This window comes from Trujillonella endophytica (genome assembly GCF_900110555.1).
GTDB classification, from domain to species: domain Bacteria; phylum Actinomycetota; class Actinomycetes; order Mycobacteriales; family Geodermatophilaceae; genus Trujillonella; species Trujillonella endophytica.
In genome coordinates, this window is the sequence record NZ_FOEE01000007.1 from 59,086 (window position 1) to 74,046 (window position 14,961).

16 protein-coding genes are annotated in these 14,961 nt (G+C 75.8%); 6 read left to right on the forward strand and 10 right to left on the reverse strand.

What is annotated here, in order from left to right; genetic code table 11:
- Window positions 1-24: 24 nt before the first annotated feature.
- Complete coding sequence (locus BMY88_RS12270; protein WP_091943543.1) at window positions 25-225, forward strand: hypothetical protein; 201 nt, start codon at window positions 25-27, stop codon at window positions 223-225.
- On the opposite strand, the gene BMY88_RS12275 is transcribed toward BMY88_RS12270, so the two are convergent.
- A complete protein-coding gene (locus BMY88_RS12275) occupies window positions 222-1,493 on the reverse strand; it encodes an MFS transporter (RefSeq protein ID WP_244524635.1) in 1,272 nt (423 codons plus the stop codon). The genes BMY88_RS12270 and BMY88_RS12275 overlap by 4 nt on opposite strands.
- A 55-nt stretch (window positions 1,494-1,548) precedes the next feature.
- Between BMY88_RS12275 and BMY88_RS12280 the strand changes: the two genes are divergently transcribed.
- Entirely contained in the window at window positions 1,549-2,361 is an 813-nt protein-coding gene (locus tag BMY88_RS12280; protein WP_244524636.1) for a DUF998 domain-containing protein, read from the forward strand.
- Window positions 2,362-2,375: 14 nt separating this feature from the next.
- Window positions 2,376-2,834, forward strand: a complete 459-nt coding sequence (locus BMY88_RS12285; RefSeq protein WP_091943547.1) for a pyridoxamine 5'-phosphate oxidase family protein — start codon at window positions 2,376-2,378, stop codon at window positions 2,832-2,834.
- Window positions 2,835-2,886: 52 nt separating this feature from the next.
- Here BMY88_RS12285 and BMY88_RS12290 read toward each other — a convergent pair whose 3' ends face one another.
- Window positions 2,887-3,630: an SDR family oxidoreductase gene (locus tag BMY88_RS12290; protein ID WP_091943933.1), complete on the reverse strand. Its 744-nt coding sequence runs from the start codon at window positions 3,628-3,630 to the stop codon at window positions 2,887-2,889.
- Window positions 3,631-3,782: 152 nt separating this feature from the next.
- Between BMY88_RS12290 and BMY88_RS12295 the strand changes: the two genes are divergently transcribed.
- Complete coding sequence (locus tag BMY88_RS12295) at window positions 3,783-5,294, forward strand: helix-turn-helix domain-containing protein (RefSeq protein ID WP_091943550.1); 1,512 nt, start codon at window positions 3,783-3,785, stop codon at window positions 5,292-5,294.
- 72 nt (window positions 5,295-5,366) lie between these two features.
- Here the strand turns inward: BMY88_RS12295 and BMY88_RS12300 are convergent, their stop codons facing one another.
- Window positions 5,367-7,220 carry a PucR family transcriptional regulator gene (locus BMY88_RS12300; protein ID WP_091943552.1) on the reverse strand — a complete coding sequence of 618 codons (1,854 nt, stop codon included), beginning with the start codon at window positions 7,218-7,220 and terminating at the stop codon, window positions 5,367-5,369.
- Between the two features lie 405 nt (window positions 7,221-7,625).
- On the opposite strand from BMY88_RS12300, the gene BMY88_RS12305 reads away from it, so the two are divergent.
- Complete coding sequence (locus BMY88_RS12305; protein WP_091943560.1) at window positions 7,626-8,621, forward strand: oxamate carbamoyltransferase subunit AllH family protein; 996 nt, start codon at window positions 7,626-7,628, stop codon at window positions 8,619-8,621.
- A gap of 115 nt (window positions 8,622-8,736) precedes the next feature.
- Here the strand turns inward: BMY88_RS12305 and hisG are convergent, their stop codons facing one another.
- The 7 genes from hisG to rpe form a co-directional block, all read right to left on the reverse strand.
- Complete coding sequence (gene hisG, locus BMY88_RS12310) at window positions 8,737-9,603, reverse strand: ATP phosphoribosyltransferase (protein ID WP_091943562.1); 867 nt, start codon at window positions 9,601-9,603, stop codon at window positions 8,737-8,739.
- 103 nt (window positions 9,604-9,706) lie between these two features.
- Window positions 9,707-9,970, reverse strand: a complete 264-nt coding sequence (locus BMY88_RS12315) for a phosphoribosyl-ATP diphosphatase (protein WP_091943564.1) — start codon at window positions 9,968-9,970, stop codon at window positions 9,707-9,709.
- Window positions 9,967-10,491 (reverse strand): 6,7-dimethyl-8-ribityllumazine synthase, encoded by a 525-nt coding sequence (ribH, locus tag BMY88_RS12320; RefSeq protein WP_091943566.1) that lies wholly within the window; start codon window positions 10,489-10,491, stop codon window positions 9,967-9,969. Before ribH ends, BMY88_RS12315 begins: the two co-directional genes overlap by 4 nt.
- Window positions 10,488-11,801, reverse strand: coding sequence for a bifunctional 3,4-dihydroxy-2-butanone-4-phosphate synthase/GTP cyclohydrolase II (locus BMY88_RS12325; RefSeq protein ID WP_091943568.1), 1,314 nt, complete (start codon window positions 11,799-11,801; stop codon window positions 10,488-10,490). Before BMY88_RS12325 ends, ribH begins: the two co-directional genes overlap by 4 nt.
- Window positions 11,798-12,421, reverse strand: a complete 624-nt coding sequence (locus BMY88_RS12330) for a riboflavin synthase (protein ID WP_091943570.1) — start codon at window positions 12,419-12,421, stop codon at window positions 11,798-11,800. Before BMY88_RS12330 ends, BMY88_RS12325 begins: the two co-directional genes overlap by 4 nt.
- A gap of 2 nt (window positions 12,422-12,423) precedes the next feature.
- A complete protein-coding gene (gene ribD, locus BMY88_RS12335; RefSeq protein WP_244524637.1) occupies window positions 12,424-13,482 on the reverse strand; it encodes a bifunctional diaminohydroxyphosphoribosylaminopyrimidine deaminase/5-amino-6-(5-phosphoribosylamino)uracil reductase RibD in 1,059 nt (352 codons plus the stop codon).
- Window positions 13,479-14,153, reverse strand: coding sequence for a ribulose-phosphate 3-epimerase (gene rpe / locus BMY88_RS12340; protein WP_244524638.1), 675 nt, complete (start codon window positions 14,151-14,153; stop codon window positions 13,479-13,481). Before rpe ends, ribD begins: the two co-directional genes overlap by 4 nt.
- 124 nt (window positions 14,154-14,277) lie before the next feature.
- On the opposite strand from rpe, the gene BMY88_RS12345 reads away from it, so the two are divergent.
- On the forward strand, window positions 14,278-14,922 hold the full coding sequence (locus tag BMY88_RS12345; protein ID WP_170861085.1) for a GPP34 family phosphoprotein: 645 nt from the start codon (window positions 14,278-14,280) through the stop codon (window positions 14,920-14,922).
- Window positions 14,923-14,961 lie beyond the last annotated feature (39 nt).

A 14,961-nucleotide genomic window follows, 5' to 3' on the forward strand; every position in this document is an offset into this window, starting at 1 on the left:
CCGAAGAGGAAGCGGAGGACCGCGATGAGCACCCCGGACGAGCCGACGCTCGACGACGTCATCGACCCGCAGGAGTCGGCGCCGCGCGACCGCAGCCAGCACGCCGGCGGCTACGACCGTCCCGACGACGACGCGCTGCAGCACCGCACGGAGCAGGAGCGCCGGGCGGTCGGCTCCGACGACGCCGCCCCCACCGGCGACCAGTCGCATCCGGCGACGGACTAGCTGCGGTCCGGCGGGGCGAGCGCCCGGGTACGCCCGAGGACGGCGGTGAGCACCACCGCGGCCGCGCTCGTCCCGCCGGCCAGCCAGACGACGGCGGGCCAGCCCCCGGTGGCCCACGCGCGTCCGGCGACCGTCCCGCCCACGGACGACCCGACGTAGTACCAGAACGAGTACAGGGACGCGGCCTGCCCGACCGCCCGCTCGCCGTAGGCAGCCCGCGCGGCCACCCAGGAGCTGGCCACCCCGTGCGCGGCGAAGAACCCCGTCGTCAGCACGCACAGCCCGAGGACGAACAGCGCGAGCGGCGCCGCCAGCGTGAGCAGCACCCCGCCGAGCATGACCACCGCGGCCGCCGGCACGACGCGCCGCGGGGTCCACCGGGCGGCCAGCGCGCCGGCCACCGGGGAGCTGACCGAGCCCAGCAGGTAGGCCAGGAAGACGAGGCCGGCCACGGACGGCGCGAGCGCGTACGGCGGGGCCTCCAGCCGGAAGGTCGCCGCGTTGTAGACGGCCACGAAGCCACCCATCAGCAGCGCGGCCACCGCGTACAGGCCGAGCAGCACCGGATCGGTGAACGCCGCCGCCAGTTGCCGGACCAGCCGGCCGGTCCGCGGCACCGGCCGGAACCGGCGCGAGGGCGGCAGCAGCACCCACACCGCGACGGCGCACACCGCCGCCAGCGCGGCGATGCCACCCATGGTCGCCCGCCACCCGCCCGCGTCGGCGAGGAAGCCGCCGAGCACCCGCCCCGACAGCCCACCGATGGCCGTGCCGCCGATGAACAGCCCGATCGCCCGCGCCGACACCGACGGATGCAGCTCCTCGCGCAGGTAGGCCACGCCGACGGCGGGCAGCCCGGCCAGCGCGAAGCCCTGCAGCGCCCGGACGACCAGCAGCAGCTCCCAGCTCGGGACGACGGCCAGCAGCGCCGCCAGCACCACCGAGGAGACCAGGCTCGCCCGGAGGATGACCGTGCGCCCCCGCCGGTCGGAGACCGGGCCCAGCACGAGCAGGCCCAGGGCCAGCCCCGCCGTCGCCACCGACACGGCCAGCGTGGCCGCCCCGGGGCTCACCCCGAACGCCCGGGTCAGCTCGGGCAGCAGCACCTGCGGCTCGTAGAGCATCGCGAAGACCGCCAGCCCGGCCAGGAAGACCGCGAGCGAGGCGCGGCGCAGTTCCGGCGACCCCGCTCGGTGGCCCAGCGGCGCGCCGTCCGCGGAGGCCTCCGGCGCCGCCCGCGGCCGGGGAGCGGACGCGGGCGAGGGCACCCGCCCATGGTCCTCCCCCCGGATCGCCCCCGGCCTCCCAGGAGGGGCTGGGACGATGGCGGGCGTGACCTCCGTGCGGCTCCGCCTGGGCGCCCTCCTCTGGCTGCTGACCCTGCAGTTCTTCGTCGTCGAGGCCGTGGCCGCGGCCCGCTACGACGGCTACTCCCGCACCGACCTCACGATCAGCCTGCTGGGTGCCTCCACCTCCCCCGCCCAGGTGGCGATGAACGTCTCGTTCGTCGCGCAGGGGCTGCTGATCGCCGGCGGCCTGCTGCTGCTGCGGCCGGCGCTGAGCGGCCGGGGCACCTCGGTGGTCACCGCGATGCTCTCGGCGGCCGCTCTCGGCGTGATCGTCGTCGGGACGGTGCCGCTCGGGGACGGCGAGACCTGGCACGAGCTCGGCGCGTTCCTCTACCTGGTCGGCGGCGGTCTCGGGCTGATCGGGCTGGCCTACGCCGTCCGGCACCGGTCCGAGGCGCTGGGCACGATCCTGGTCCTCCTCGGGCTCGTCGCCACCGCGATGACCGTCTTCTACCTGGCCGCCGTCACCGGCTATCTCGGCGAGGGCGGCACGGAGCGGGCGGCGGCCTACCCGCTGCCCGTCGGGCTGGCCCTGGCCGCGGTCGGGCTGGTCCTGCTGGCCCGCCGTCCCGCGCCCGCCGACGGCGAGCCGGACCGGCGCGCCCGCAAGGAGCAGGAGCGCGCGGAGCGGGCCCGCATGGCCGAGGAGCGCGACGCGGCGCTGGAGGCGGCCGCCGCCCGCGCCGAGGGCCGGGGCGGCCGCGACCCCGAGCCCGCCCGGGACGCCGACGACGACTTCGATCCCGACGACCCGTGGGCCACCCCTCGCCGCCGCGACGACACCTGACCCAGGATGGCCCCATGAGCGCCGACGAGTCCGCCGCCACCATGCACGTCATCCCCGCCGACGAGTGCCACCGGCTGCTGGCCACGCAGGAGATCGGCCGGCTGGGGGTCAACGCCGAGCACTTCCCGATCATCGTCCCCGTCAACTACGCCATGGACGGGACGACGATCGTCATCCGGACCCAGCCGGGCAGCAAGCTCACCGCGGCGCAGCACGCCAACGTCGCGTTCGAGGTGGACGAAATCGACCGGCGCACCCGCAGCGGCTGGAGCGTCCTGGTCCGTGCGCTGGCCGAGGAGGTCGGCGAGGAGCACCGCGCCGACCTCGTGGCCCGCACGCACGCGACCGGGGTGGAGCCCTGGGCGCCCGGGGAGCACGGCCACTGGCTCCGGCTCATCCCCCAGGAGATCTCCGGACGGCGGATCGTGCCCGGCGAGCTGCCCCCGGCCGTCGACCCCCGCGCCTACCTCTAGGAGACCGCCGACCTCGGCTCGGGACGAGCGCCTGGACCGGGCCGACGCGAGGTCAGGCCGCCAGGTGGTCGGCGTAGCTGCGCTGTCCGCGCTCGCCGCCGATGGGGAGCGCCGCGCCGTCCCGGAGGGCGCTGCTGAGCCGGCCGGGGAACGGCGTGGACACCACGTGGGCACCCGGCTCCCGCGCCGCGGCCCACATCCGCGCGAGGTCGGCGACCGCCAGTTCCTCCGGGCCGCCGAAGTCCACGATCGCGCCGCTCGGCGCCTGCCGGGCCACCCCGGCCAGGTACCGGGCGGCGTCGGCCACGTCGACCGGTTGCACCCGCCAGCCCATCGGCACCGGTAGCACCGGCCCCTTGCGGGCGGTGGCGAGCAACTCGTCGACGAAGCCGTGGAACTGGGTGACCCGCACGATCGTCACCGGCAGACCGGAGGCCAGCAGGACCTGCTCGGTGGCGTACTTGGCCCGGTAGTAGGACCACGGGATCCGGTCGACGCCGACGATCGACACGTACACGAGGTGCTGGAGCCGGCCGCGGTCGACGGACTGCACCAGCCGCCGCGTCCCGGCGACGTCCACCGCCCATGCGTTGCGGGGATCGGAGGCCGCGTGCACCACGACCTCCGCCCCGGCCAGGGCCGCCGGCAGGTCGGCGCCGGTGGCGAGGTCGCCGCGCACGGCGTCGGGGCCCGTGCCCCGGCGCGACAGCTGCCGCAGCCGGTCGCCGTCGCGGTGCAGGGCCTGCACGAGCGAGGGGCCGAGCCGCCCGGACGCGCCGGTGACGAGGAGGTCCACGGGGACCATTCTGGCCGGACCGGTCCGTCCGCGACAGCGGCGTGGTGTCGCAGGCCTATCTCACATGCGAGATAGCGTGGCCCATCGTGACGGTGACCCCCCTGCCCCTCGAGCCAGCCGACACCCCCCAGCCGGAAACCGAGGGAACCGCCATGCAGCGCGTGGGCGCCCTCGTCCGCGACGCCCGCCGGCACCGGGGCCTCACCCAGGCCCAGCTGGCCGAGCGGCTGGGCACCAGCCAGAGCGCCGTCGCCCGCATCGAGCAGGGCGGGCAGAACCTCACCCTCGACCTGCTGGACCGGCTCTCCCAGGCCCTCGACAGCGAGCTGATCACCCTCGGCCCGGCCGGCCCCACCCACCTGCGCGTCACCGGCGGGACGCCGCTGCAGGGCAGCGTCACCGTGAAGTCGTCGAAGAACGCCGCCGTCGCCCTGCTGTGCGCCGCGCTGCTCAACCGCGGCCGCACCACGCTGCGCAACGTGGCCCGCATCGTCGAGGTCGAGCGGATCCTCGACGTGCTGCGCTCCATCGGCGTCTCGGCCGTCTGGAACACCGCCGGCCACGACCTCACCCTGGTCGTCCCCGACTCACTCGACCTGGCCGGCATCGACGCCGACGCCGCCCGCCGGACCCGCAGCATCATCATGTTCCTCGGCCCGCTGCTGCACCGCGCCGACAGCTTCCGGCTGCCCTACGCCGGGGGCTGCGACCTGGGCACCCGCACCGTCGAACCGCACATGATCGCGCTGCGCCGCTTCGGCCTCGAGGTCGAGGCGCACGCCGGGGAGTACCGGGCCAGCGTGTCGCCCCCCACCACCGCCGACCGCACCATCGTGCTGACCGAGCGCGGCGACACCGTCACCGAGAACGCGCTGCTGGCCGCCGCGCGCACCGACGGCACGACGACCATCCGCAACGCCAGCTCCAACTACATGGTCCAGGACCTGGTCCTGTACCTGCAGCTGCTCGGCGTGGACATCGAGGGCCTCGGGACGACGACGCTGGTGGTGCGCGGCCGGCCGGTGCTCGACGCCGACGTGGACTACACGATCAGCGAGGACCCGGTGGAGGCGATGAGCCTGCTCACCGCGGGCATCGTCACGCGCTCGGAGCTGACCGTGTGCCGCGCGCCGATCGAGTTCCTCGAGATCGAGCTCGCCGTCCTCACCGAGATGGGGCTGCGCTACTCGCTGTCGCCGGAGTACCGGGCCGCGAACGGCCACACCCGGCTGGCCGACATCACCCTCGAGCCCTCGGACCTGCGGGCGCCGATCGACAAGGTCCACCCGATGCCGTTCCCGGGCCTCAACATCGACCACCTGCCCTTCTTCGCGGTGATCGCCGCCGCCGCGACCGGCTCGACGCTCATCCACGACTGGGTCTACGACAACCGGGCCATCCACCTGTCCGACCTCACCCGCCTGGGCGCCGACGTCCGGCTGCTCGACCCGCACCGGGTGCTCGTCACCGGGCCCACCCGCTGGCGCGCCGCGGAGGTCGTCTGCCCGCCGGCGCTGCGGCCGGCGGTCTGCCTGCTGCTGGGGATGCTCGCGGCCAAGGGCACCTCGGTGCTGCGCAACGTCGACATCATCGCCCGCGGCTACGAGCACCTGTACGAGCGGCTGGTGGAGATGGGCGCCACCATCGAGGTCTTCCGCGACTAGCCCGCCCGGGGCCCCGGGGCCGACGCCCCCGCCGCGGGGACCCGGTCGCATCCGGCGGGGGCGGCTCCCGCGTCAGATCAGCGGGTCGAGGCCGTCGTCGGGGGGCAGCAGGCCGGCGTCCACCGGCGGGCGGTGCGGCTGGTCCAGCCCGCGCATGCGGGCCGCGTGGAGGGCGAGCAGCAGGTTCAGCCGCAGCGTCGGGTCGGTGGTGAACGGGCCGAGGAGCCGCTCCAGCTTGCCGATGCGGTACCGCATCGTGTTGTAGTGGAAGTGCAGCCGGCGGGCGGACTCGGCGACGTTGAGGTTGGTCTCCAGCAGCACCCGCAGCGTCTCGCGCAGGTCGGCGGAGTCGGGATCGGCCGCGTCGGCGAGGGAGCCGAGCACCTCGTCGACGTAGGAGCGCAGCTCCGTGCTGTCGGGGATGAGCGACAGCAACCGGAAGACGCCGAGCTGGTCGAAGTGCGTGACGGTGGCGGGACCGTGGATCTCCTGGCCGACGCTGAGCGCCCGCTGCGCCTGCTGGTAGGCCTCGCCGAGCGCCGACAGCGAGCCCGCGGGGCGGCCGATGCCGGTGGCGAGCACGCGGCCCACCCGCCGCACCCGGGCGTTGACCCGCGAGGTCACCGCGGCGACGAGGGAGCTGATCTCCTCCGGGCTGCGACCGTCCAGCGGCAGGACCGTGACGATCTCGGTCGACAGGCCGGCGACGGCCGCGCCGGCCACCTCGCCCTCCAGCGCCGAGCGCCAGCCGTCGGCGAGCCGGTCGAGGACGTCCAGCGCGCGGGTGGGATCGGCCGCCGGGTCGGCGGCGGTCTCGGTCGCCGTCACGAGGACGACGACGGGCCCGTCCAGCCGCCAGCCGAACGACCGCGTCTGGGCCAGCACCCGCTCGGTGTGCCGCAGCGACCCGGCCACCAGCCGCCGCACGAGATCGCCCTGGAAGCGCAGCTCGACCGAGTGGACCGCCTGCTGGCGGATGACCGACAGCGCGGCGACGACGGCCGCGCGCTCCAGCACGCCACCGGCGCCCCACAGCAGGGGCCCGGTGCGGTGGACGGCGACGAGCCAGCCCTGCCGCTGGTCACCGGCGACGATCGGCGCGACGGCGTACTCCCCCACCCCGCCGGGCAGCTGGTGGTGGCCCGGGACGAGCAGGATGCCGTCGGCGGGCGAGAGGTCGGCGCCGGCCAGCACCTCGGCCGGGGTGACCACGGCCTGCACGGCGCGCTGGCCGGAGATCCGCCGGGCGGGGGCCATCTCGGCCATCAGGTCGTCGGCCGCGGCGTCCAGCAGCCAGAGCCAGTCGCTGATCTCGGTGACGTCCCCGCTCGGCCCCGCGCTGGTGACGACCTCGCGGTCCGGGCCCAGGCCCAGGACGGCGGCGCCCTCCAGGTAGTTGGCCAGCTGGTCGGTGACCTCGGCCAGGCCGCCGCCGCTCAGCGCCACGTCGATGAACTGGTCGTGCATCCGCAGCGACAGGGCCAGGGCCTCGCCCTGCTTGGCGACGACGGCGCCCAGCACGTCGGACACGACCTCGTCCATGCGCGCGGTCGCCGGCACCGCCAGCACCGGGAAGTCCCGCCGGTCGGCCTCGGCCAGCACCTCGGGCGGCACGGGGGCCGGCCCCTCGGTGCGCCGGTAGGCCAGGCCCGCCGTGCCCATGGACACCAGGCGCTCGACCAGGGCGCGGCAGTTGACGGCGTCCGCGGCGGGCAGCCGGGCGCCCAGTACGACGAGGACGTCGGGGCCGGCCACCGACAGGGGGTCGGACGGGTCGTCGACGACCATGTGCCGGACGAGCCGCTGCCGTCCGCCGTCGCCGGCGACGAGCTCGGTGCCGACCAGTGCGGGCAGTTCGAGCGCCTCCTCGAGGGTGAGCCCGGAGCGCTCCTGCCAGCTGGCGTGCTGGGGTCTGACCTCGGTCACCGGGGCTGCCTCCGACGGCGCGAAACAGCGATGTTTGACTCTGCCGGGGGCCGGGTAGGCCCGATCGCTTCGCTGACGGTCCGAGAACCTGTCGTCACCGGGCGTGTCCCTCTTCTGCGAGTCGTAACAGCGCGTGAGCGTTCAGCACCGCATAGTTCCTGTGGTCGCTACAGTATTGGGGCCAGTCTGTCAGGAGTCCCCGTGTCGCACGCTCCATTCTTGGCGACTTCCGCCATATTTCGGCCCGCGACGCGCCGAATACTTTCGTAGTCCGGATCCACTCCGCCCGCTGGATGGTAGGTGGCGACCACGTCACGGACGCCCCGACCCCCGACGGGTGGACGGGTCCGGACGGGGGCACCGGTCAGGGGGGGCCCTCACCGCCACCACGGAGAAGGGCCTCCGATGCGCACCATCGACGACATCCCGCGGCGCGCCGCCGGTTCCCCGAACGCTCGGGGCCAGGCCGCACGCGCCGGTGTACCGACCATCCCGCTGCCCCGCGAGTCCGCGCAGGCGACCGCCCGCACCGCCGCCGCGTCCCGCGCCGCCAGCGCCGTCCCCGCATCCGCGAGCACGGGCGTCGCGGAGCTCCTGCGCGGCCCCGTCCGGCCGGCCCGGGTCCTCACGACCCTCCCGGCAGCCGTCTACCTGCAGGTCGCCACCGAGCGCGGCCCCGAGGTCGTCGGCGTCCTCACCAGTGACTCCGCCCGGCTGCCGCTGGGCTGCGTCCTCTTCCGGCCGAGCAACGGCCGGCCGCTGGTCGCGCTGCCCGCCGGCGCTCCGGCCGAGGTCGGGGGCGGCCGCATCGTCGTCGGGGACCTCGCGGTCAGCGCCGCGGCGTGGTGGGACCCGCGCCCGAAGCTGCCGAGTCCGCGCCCGGCGCTGCTGCCCGAGGGCGTCCGGCAGCTGCGCACCGCGCTGTACGGCGACGGTCCGCACAGCGCCTTCAACCTGCCGGGGCTGCCCGGGGGCCCGGGCGGTCCGTTGGCCGCGCTCCGCGGCGCGGTCCGCCGCGCCGACCTGGACGCCGCGCTGCGCACCGCCACGCGGCTGGTCGGCCTGGGCCCGGGGCTGACCCCGGCCGGCGACGACGTCATGGCCGGAACGATGGCCGGCCTGGTCCTGCTGGGTCACCCGGCCGCGGACCGGTTCGCCGGCGGCGTCTACGCCCTCACCGCCGGGCGCACCACCGAGCTCTCCCGGGCGCTGCTCCGGCACGCGATGGCCGGGCGGGTCAGCGGCGAGTACGCCGCCGTCCTGCAGGGCCTGGTCGGCGAGCGGCCGCTGGGTCCGGCGATCGCCGGCCTCCTCGCGACCGGCTCCACCAGCGGCCGGGCCCTCGCGCTCGGGCTGTCCACCGCGATCGACCTGGTCGACCGCACCACCCGCCCGCGCTGACCGCACCCCGCGGGGCGTAGGCCCTCGGCCGGCCGTCCGGGGAACCGCAACGGCCGGCGCCGGGCCGACGCTGCCGGCCAGGACCGGGACGCCGACCCCCGGAGCCGGACCGCCCTCAGATCCGGCAGGCGTGGATGCTCGTGACCAGGATGGCGCGCGCCCCGAGCTCCCACAGCTCGTCCATGAGCCGGTTGGTCTCGGTCTGGCGGACCATCGCGCGCACCGCCGACCAGCCCGCGGTCTGCAGCGGGCTCACCGTCGGGCCCTCGAGCCCGGGCGTGATCGCCGTGGCCCGCCCGAGCAGCTCGTTGGGGCAGTCGTAGTCCAGGAGCACGTACTGGCGGGCGACGAGCACGCCGCGCAGCCGGCGCCGCAGCTGCGCGACGGCCGGGATCTCCTCGGCGCCCTCGCGGCCGATCAGGATCGCCTCGCTGCTGAGCACCGGGTCGCCGATGATGTGCAGGCCCGCGGCCCGCAGCGTGGTGCCGGTCTCCACGACGTCGCACACGGCATCGGCCACGCCCAGGCGGCAGGCGGTCTCCACCGCGCCGTCGAGCTTGACCACCCCGGCCTTGATCCCGCGGTCGTCGAGGAACCGCTGCAGCAGGACCGGGTACGCGGTGGCGATGCGCTTGCCGGCGAGCTGGTCGACCGTCTCGATGCCGGACTCCACCGGCGAGGCGAACCGGAACGAGGAGCGACCGAAGCCCAGGGGCATGACCTCGATCGCCGGGGCGCCCTCGCCGTGGTCGGACCCGGTCTCCAGCAGCATGTCGCGGCCGGTGATGCCGACGTCGAGGGTGCCTGCGGCGACGTAGACCGCGATGTCCCGCGGGCGGAGGTAGAAGAACTCGGTGTCGCTGTCGGGGTCGTAGACCGCGAGGTCCTTCGTGCTGCGCCGCTGGCGGTAGCCGCTCTCGGCGAGCATCTCGGCGGCCGGCTCGCTCAGGACGCCCTTGTTGGGCACGGCGATGCGCAGCACTCGTGCGGCTCCTTCAGCAGACGTGGTGGACGAGTCCGGAGCGGCCTCGTCCCAGGGGCCCGCGGCGTGCGGAGCGCGTCGTGGGGAGGGACGAGGTCCTTCCTCAGAGGTGAGCGTAGACGTCGGCCAGGCTGAGACCCCGCGCCAGCATGAGCACCTGCACCCGATAGAGGAGCTGGCTGATCTCCTCCGCCGTCCGCGCCTCGTCCTCGTGCTCGGCGGCCATCCACGACTCGGCGGCCTCCTCGACCACCTTCTTGCCCGCGGCGTGGACGCCGTCGCGCACCGCCGTCACCGTGCCGGAGCCCGGGTCGCCGGTGGCGACCTTGTCCGACAACTCGGCGAACAGCTCGTCGAAGGTCTTCACGCTCGTCCTCCCAGGCCCGGGTTCGCGGCGAACCCGGTGGTCCGCTGTGGTGCGCGCAGCGCGCGCAGGGTCAGTGCCGTGGCCAGCGCCGCGACGGCGGCCTCCCAGCCCTTGTCCTCGGTCGAGCCGGGCAGCCCCGACCGATCGAGGGCCTGCTGCTCGGTGTCGCAGGTGAGGACGCCGTTGCCGACGGGCCGGCCCGCGTCCAGCGCCACCCGGGTCAGCCCCGCGGTCACGGCGTCGCACACGTACTCGAAGTGGGGGGTGCCGCCGCGGATCACCACGCCGAGGGCGACGACGGCGTCGTGCCGCTCGGCGAGCGCCTGGGCCACCACCGGCAGCTCGACCGCGCCCGGCACGCGGACGACGGTCGGGTCCGGCACGCCGCACGCGGTCGCCGCGGCGACCGACCGCTCCAGGAGGGCGGCCGTGATCTCCGCGTGCCAGGTCGTGGCGACGATGCCCAGCGACAGTCCGGCGGCGTCGACCGGCTCCGCGGTCGGTGCTCCCGATCCACTCACAGGACCTGCTCCGTCCGGCCCAGCGGCACGCCGGTGCCCGGCACGGTCGGGACGTCGTCGGGCCCGGACTCGGTCTCGGGCTCGAGGATGTCGAGCAGGTGCCCCATGCGGTCCCGCTTGGTGCGCAGGTAGGACAGGTTCTCGGCGGTGACGTGGCTGGGCAGCGCGACCCGGCCGACCACCTGCAGGCCGTAGCCCTCCAGGCCCGCGCGCTTGGCCGGGTTGTTCGTCAGCAGGCGCATGGTGCGGACCCCCAGGTCGACGAGGATCTGCGCGCCGGTGCCGTAGTCGCGGGCGTCCGCGGGCAGCCCCAGGTCGAGGTTGGCGTCCACGGTGTCGGCGCCGAGGTCCTGCAGCTGATAGGCCTGCAGCTTGTGCAGCAGGCCGATGCCGCGGCCCTCGTGTCCCCGGATGTAGAGGACGACGCCGCGGCCCTCGTCGGCCACCGCCGTGAGAGCGGCCTGCAGCTGCGGACCGCAGTCGCAGCGCAGCGAGCCGAACACGTCGCCGGTGAGGCACTCGGAGTGGACGCGCACCAGCACGTCGCGGCCGTCGCCGATGTCGCCCATGACGAAGGCGACGTGCTCGCGCTCGTCGTAGGAGCTCTGGTAGCCGACCGCGGTGAACGTGCCCGGCGGCAGCGGGACGACGGCCTCGGCGACCCGCTCCACGAGCTTGTCGAAGCGCTTGCGGTAGGCGATGAGATCGGCGATCGACACCATGACCAGGCCGTGGGCATCGGCGAAGGCGCGCAGCTCGCCGGCGCGCGCCATCCGCGTCGGCTCCTCCTCGCTGACCAGCTCGCACAGCACCCCGGCCGGCCGCAGCCCGGCCAGCACGGCGAGGTCGACGGCGGCCTCGGTGTGGCCCGGGCGGCGCAGCACGCCGCCCTCCTTGGCCCGCAGCGGGACGACGTGTCCCGGGCGGGAGAGCTGGGTGGGCGCGGTGGCCGGATCGGCCAGCAGCCGGATGGTGTGCGCGCGGTCGGCGGCGGAGATGCCGGTGCTCACGCCCTCCCGGGCATCCACGGTGACGGCGTAGGCCGTGCCGTGCCGGTCCTGGTTGACCCGGTACATCGGCGGCAGCTCGAGCCGGTCAGCGTCTCCCTCGCTCACTGCCACGCAGACGTAGCCGGAGGTGTAGCGGACCATGAAGGCGACCAGCTCCGGCGTCGCGTGCTCCGCGGCGAAGATCAGGTCGCCCTCGTTCTCGCGGTCCTCGTCGTCGACGACGACGACCCCGCGGCCGGCCTTGACGGCGGCGATGGCGTCCTCGATGCCGTCCAGGCGCACCCGCGGCTCGCCGCTCATCGCCGCGCCTCCAGCAGTCGCTCCACGTACTTGGCGACCACGTCGACCTCCAGGTTGACCGGGTTGCCGGGCTGGCGGGTACCCAGTGTCGTCTCGCGCAGGGTGGTGGGGATGAGGCTGACCTCGAACCAGGGCTCGGGGTCGTCGACGGCGCTGACCGCGCTCACGGTGAGCGAGACGCCGTCGACGGTGATCGAGCCCTTCTCCACCAGGTAGGGGGCCAGCGCCGGAGGCAGGGCCAGGCGCACGACCTCCCAGCGCTCGCCGGGGGTGCGGGTGAGAACCGTGCCGACGCCGTCGACGTGACCCTGGACCAGGTGCCCGCCGAGCCGGGTCTGCAGGGTGACCGCCCGCTCGAGGTTCACCGGGTCGCCCGCGCCCAGGCCGCCGAGGCTGCTGCGGCGCAGGGTCTCGGCCATGACGTCGGTGCTCCAGACGCCCGTGCCGTCGGGGCCCGGCTCGACACCGGTGACCGTCAGGCAGACGCCGTTGACCGCGATCGAGTCGCCGAGGGCGACGCCGCCGAGCACGGTGGCGGCGCGGATGGCGAGCTCGGCGGAATCCGCCTGCTCGGTGCGCGCGACGAGCGTGCCGATCTCCTCGACGATCCCGGTGAACACGGTCAGATCCTCTCGTCCCGGTCCGATCGGTCTCCCCGCAGGGCGGGGCGCAGCCGCATCTCGACGTCGGCACCCACGCGGGCGACGTCGACCACCGTGAGGGACAGCGCCGCGGAGATCGCGCCGATTCCCAGGTCCCCCACGAGCGGGGCGCCGGCGCCGAGCAGCTTCGGGGCCAGGTGCAGCACGACCTCGTCCACCAGCTCCTCGCGGAGGAAGGCCGCGGCCAGCGTCGGCCCGCCCTCCAGCAGCAGCCGGCGCACGTCGCGGTCGTAGAGCTCGGCCAGCAGCCCGGCGGGCGTGGGCGCGGCGCTGACCAGGGTGGGCGCGGCGTCGTCGTGCACGCGGGCGGTGGCGGGGAGCCGGCCGCGCCGGTCGACGACGACCCGCAGCGGACGGCGGTCCGCGGTGCTCCCGTCGGGACGCCGCACGGTGAGCTGCGGATCGTCGGTCAGGGCCGTCCCGGAGCCGACGACGACGGCGTCGCAGGTGGCCCGCAGCCGGTGCACGGCCTCCCGCGCCGCGTCGCCGGTGATCCAGCGGCTGGAGCCGTCGGCGGCGGCGACCCGGCCGTCGAGGGTGGCGGCGGCCTTCCACACCACGTAGGGCCGCTGCTCGCGCACGGCGGTCAGCCAGGAGGCCAGCGCGCCGGCCTCGGCGGCCGGGCCCTCCATGCCGATCTCGACCTCGACCCCGGCGTCGCGCAGCCGCTGCGCACCCCCGCCGGCCAGGGCGGTCGGCTCGGGAACGGCGACGACGACGCGCGCGATCCCGGCCGCCAGCAGCGCGTCGGTGCACGGGCCGGTCCGGCCGGTGTGCGCGCACGGCTCGAGGGTGACGACGGCGGTGCCTCCGCGGGCCCGGTCGCCGGCCTCGGCGAGGGCGGCGGCCTCGGCGTGCGGGCCGCCGGGCGGCGCGGTGGCGCCCTCCCCCACCGGGGTCCCGTCGGCGGCCAGGACCACGGCGCCGACCGGAGGGTTCGGGCTCGTGGTGCCGAGCACCGACTCCCCCAGCGCGAGGGCGCGCGCCATGGCCATGCGCTCGGCCCAGGGCGCGGTCACCCGGCCTGCGCTCCGGCGGCCTGGGCGCGCAGCGCGGCGATGGCGCGGGCCGGATCGGCGGCGCCGTAGACGGCCGAGCCCGCCACGAAGACGTCGGCGCCCGCCTCCGCGGCCTGCTCGATGGTGTCGGCGTTGATGCCGCCGTCCACCTCGACGAACAGCGTCAGGTGGCCGGCGTCGACCAGCTCGCGTGCGCGGCGCACCTTGGGCAGCACCTCGGCGATGAACGCCTGACCGCCGAAGCCCGGCTCCACGGTCATGACGAGCAGGGTGTCGAAGTCGCGGAGGATCTCGACGTAGTCCTCCAGCGGGGTGCCGGGCTTGATCGCCAGGCCCGCGAGGGCGCCGGCGGCCCGCAGGTCCCGGGCGACGGCGCGGGGGTCGCCGGTGCAGGCCTCGGCGTGGACGGTGACGTTGCGGGCGCCGAGCTCGGCGTAGCCGGGGGCCCAGCGCTCCGGCGCCTCGATCATGAGGTGGCAGTCCAGCGGGATCGGGCTCACCGCCTGAATCGCCTCCACGACGGGGCGGCCCAGGGTCAGGTTGGGCACGAAGTGGGCATCCATGACGTCGACGTGCAGCCAGTCGGCGTCGGCCACCCGCTGCGTCTCCTCCGCCAGCCGCGCGAAGTCGGCGGAGAGCAGGCTGGGGGCGATCATCGGGGCGCGGGGCACGTCTGCCGAGTCTAGGCAGCGGCGTCGCGCCCCTTCCGGGCGATGCTCCGTGCCGCCCGTCCACCCCCGTTCCCTAATCTGCGGGAATGACCGCCGACCCGGACCCGAGCGTGGCGTGGCCGGCGTGACGGGGGGCCCGCTGGCGGACGGCGTCGCCGTCCGGGTCTCCGCGCTCTGCCTGGATTCCCAGGGCCGCCTGTCCGACCTGCTGATCGCCTCGGCCGCGGTGCGCGCGGGGCTGCTGCTCGACCTCGCGCTGGCCGGCCGGGTGACGCAGACCGACGACGCCGTCGAGATCGACGCGGAGCCCACCGGTTTCCCGCCCGCGGACCGGCTGCTCGCCGCGGTCGTCGCCGAGCCGGGCCGGCCCCTGGACGGCTGGCTGGACGAGCGGCGGCTCGGGCTGGCCGACCTCGCCGCGGCCAACGAGGCGTCGGGGCGCTGGGTGCGACGCCGGCAGCTCCTGCGCCGGGACCGGTACGTCGACCGGGCCGCGGACCAGACCCGGCGCGACCTCGCGCGTTCCCCGGAGGTCGGCGGCGTCGGGCTGACCGCGCAGGACGCCGCGGTCACCGCGGTGGCCGCGGCCGCCGGGCTGCTCGATCGGCGGCGCGGGGAGCCGGACGAGCCCTCCCCCGGGCTGCTGGCCGCGACGGGCGACGTGCGGTGGCTGGCCGACCACGTCACGGGTCACGTGACGGCGGCCTGCTGGCGGTACCGCGCGCAGTCGATGGGCCTGCGCGTCTCGGGCACCGTCGGCCCCGGCTGAGCACCTCGCCGCCGCGCTCTCCGGCCGGGCACCCCGACG

What these genes read in the sequence shown, in the direction of transcription:
- BMY88_RS12270 (WP_091943543.1), top strand. Translation starts at nt 25, where the DNA reads ATGAGCACCCCGGACGAGCCGACGCTCGACGACGTCATCGACCCGCAG.
- BMY88_RS12280 (WP_244524636.1), top strand. Translation starts at nt 1,549, where the DNA reads ATGGCGGGCGTGACCTCCGTGCGGCTCCGCCTGGGCGCCCTCCTCTGG.
- BMY88_RS12285 (WP_091943547.1), top strand. Translation starts at nt 2,376, where the DNA reads ATGAGCGCCGACGAGTCCGCCGCCACCATGCACGTCATCCCCGCCGAC.
- BMY88_RS12295 (WP_091943550.1), top strand. Translation starts at nt 3,783, where the DNA reads ATGCAGCGCGTGGGCGCCCTCGTCCGCGACGCCCGCCGGCACCGGGGC.
- BMY88_RS12305 (WP_091943560.1), top strand. Translation starts at nt 7,626, where the DNA reads ATGCGCACCATCGACGACATCCCGCGGCGCGCCGCCGGTTCCCCGAAC.
- BMY88_RS12325 (WP_091943568.1), bottom strand. Translation starts at nt 11,801, where the DNA reads ATGAGCGGCGAGCCGCGGGTGCGCCTGGACGGCATCGAGGACGCCATC.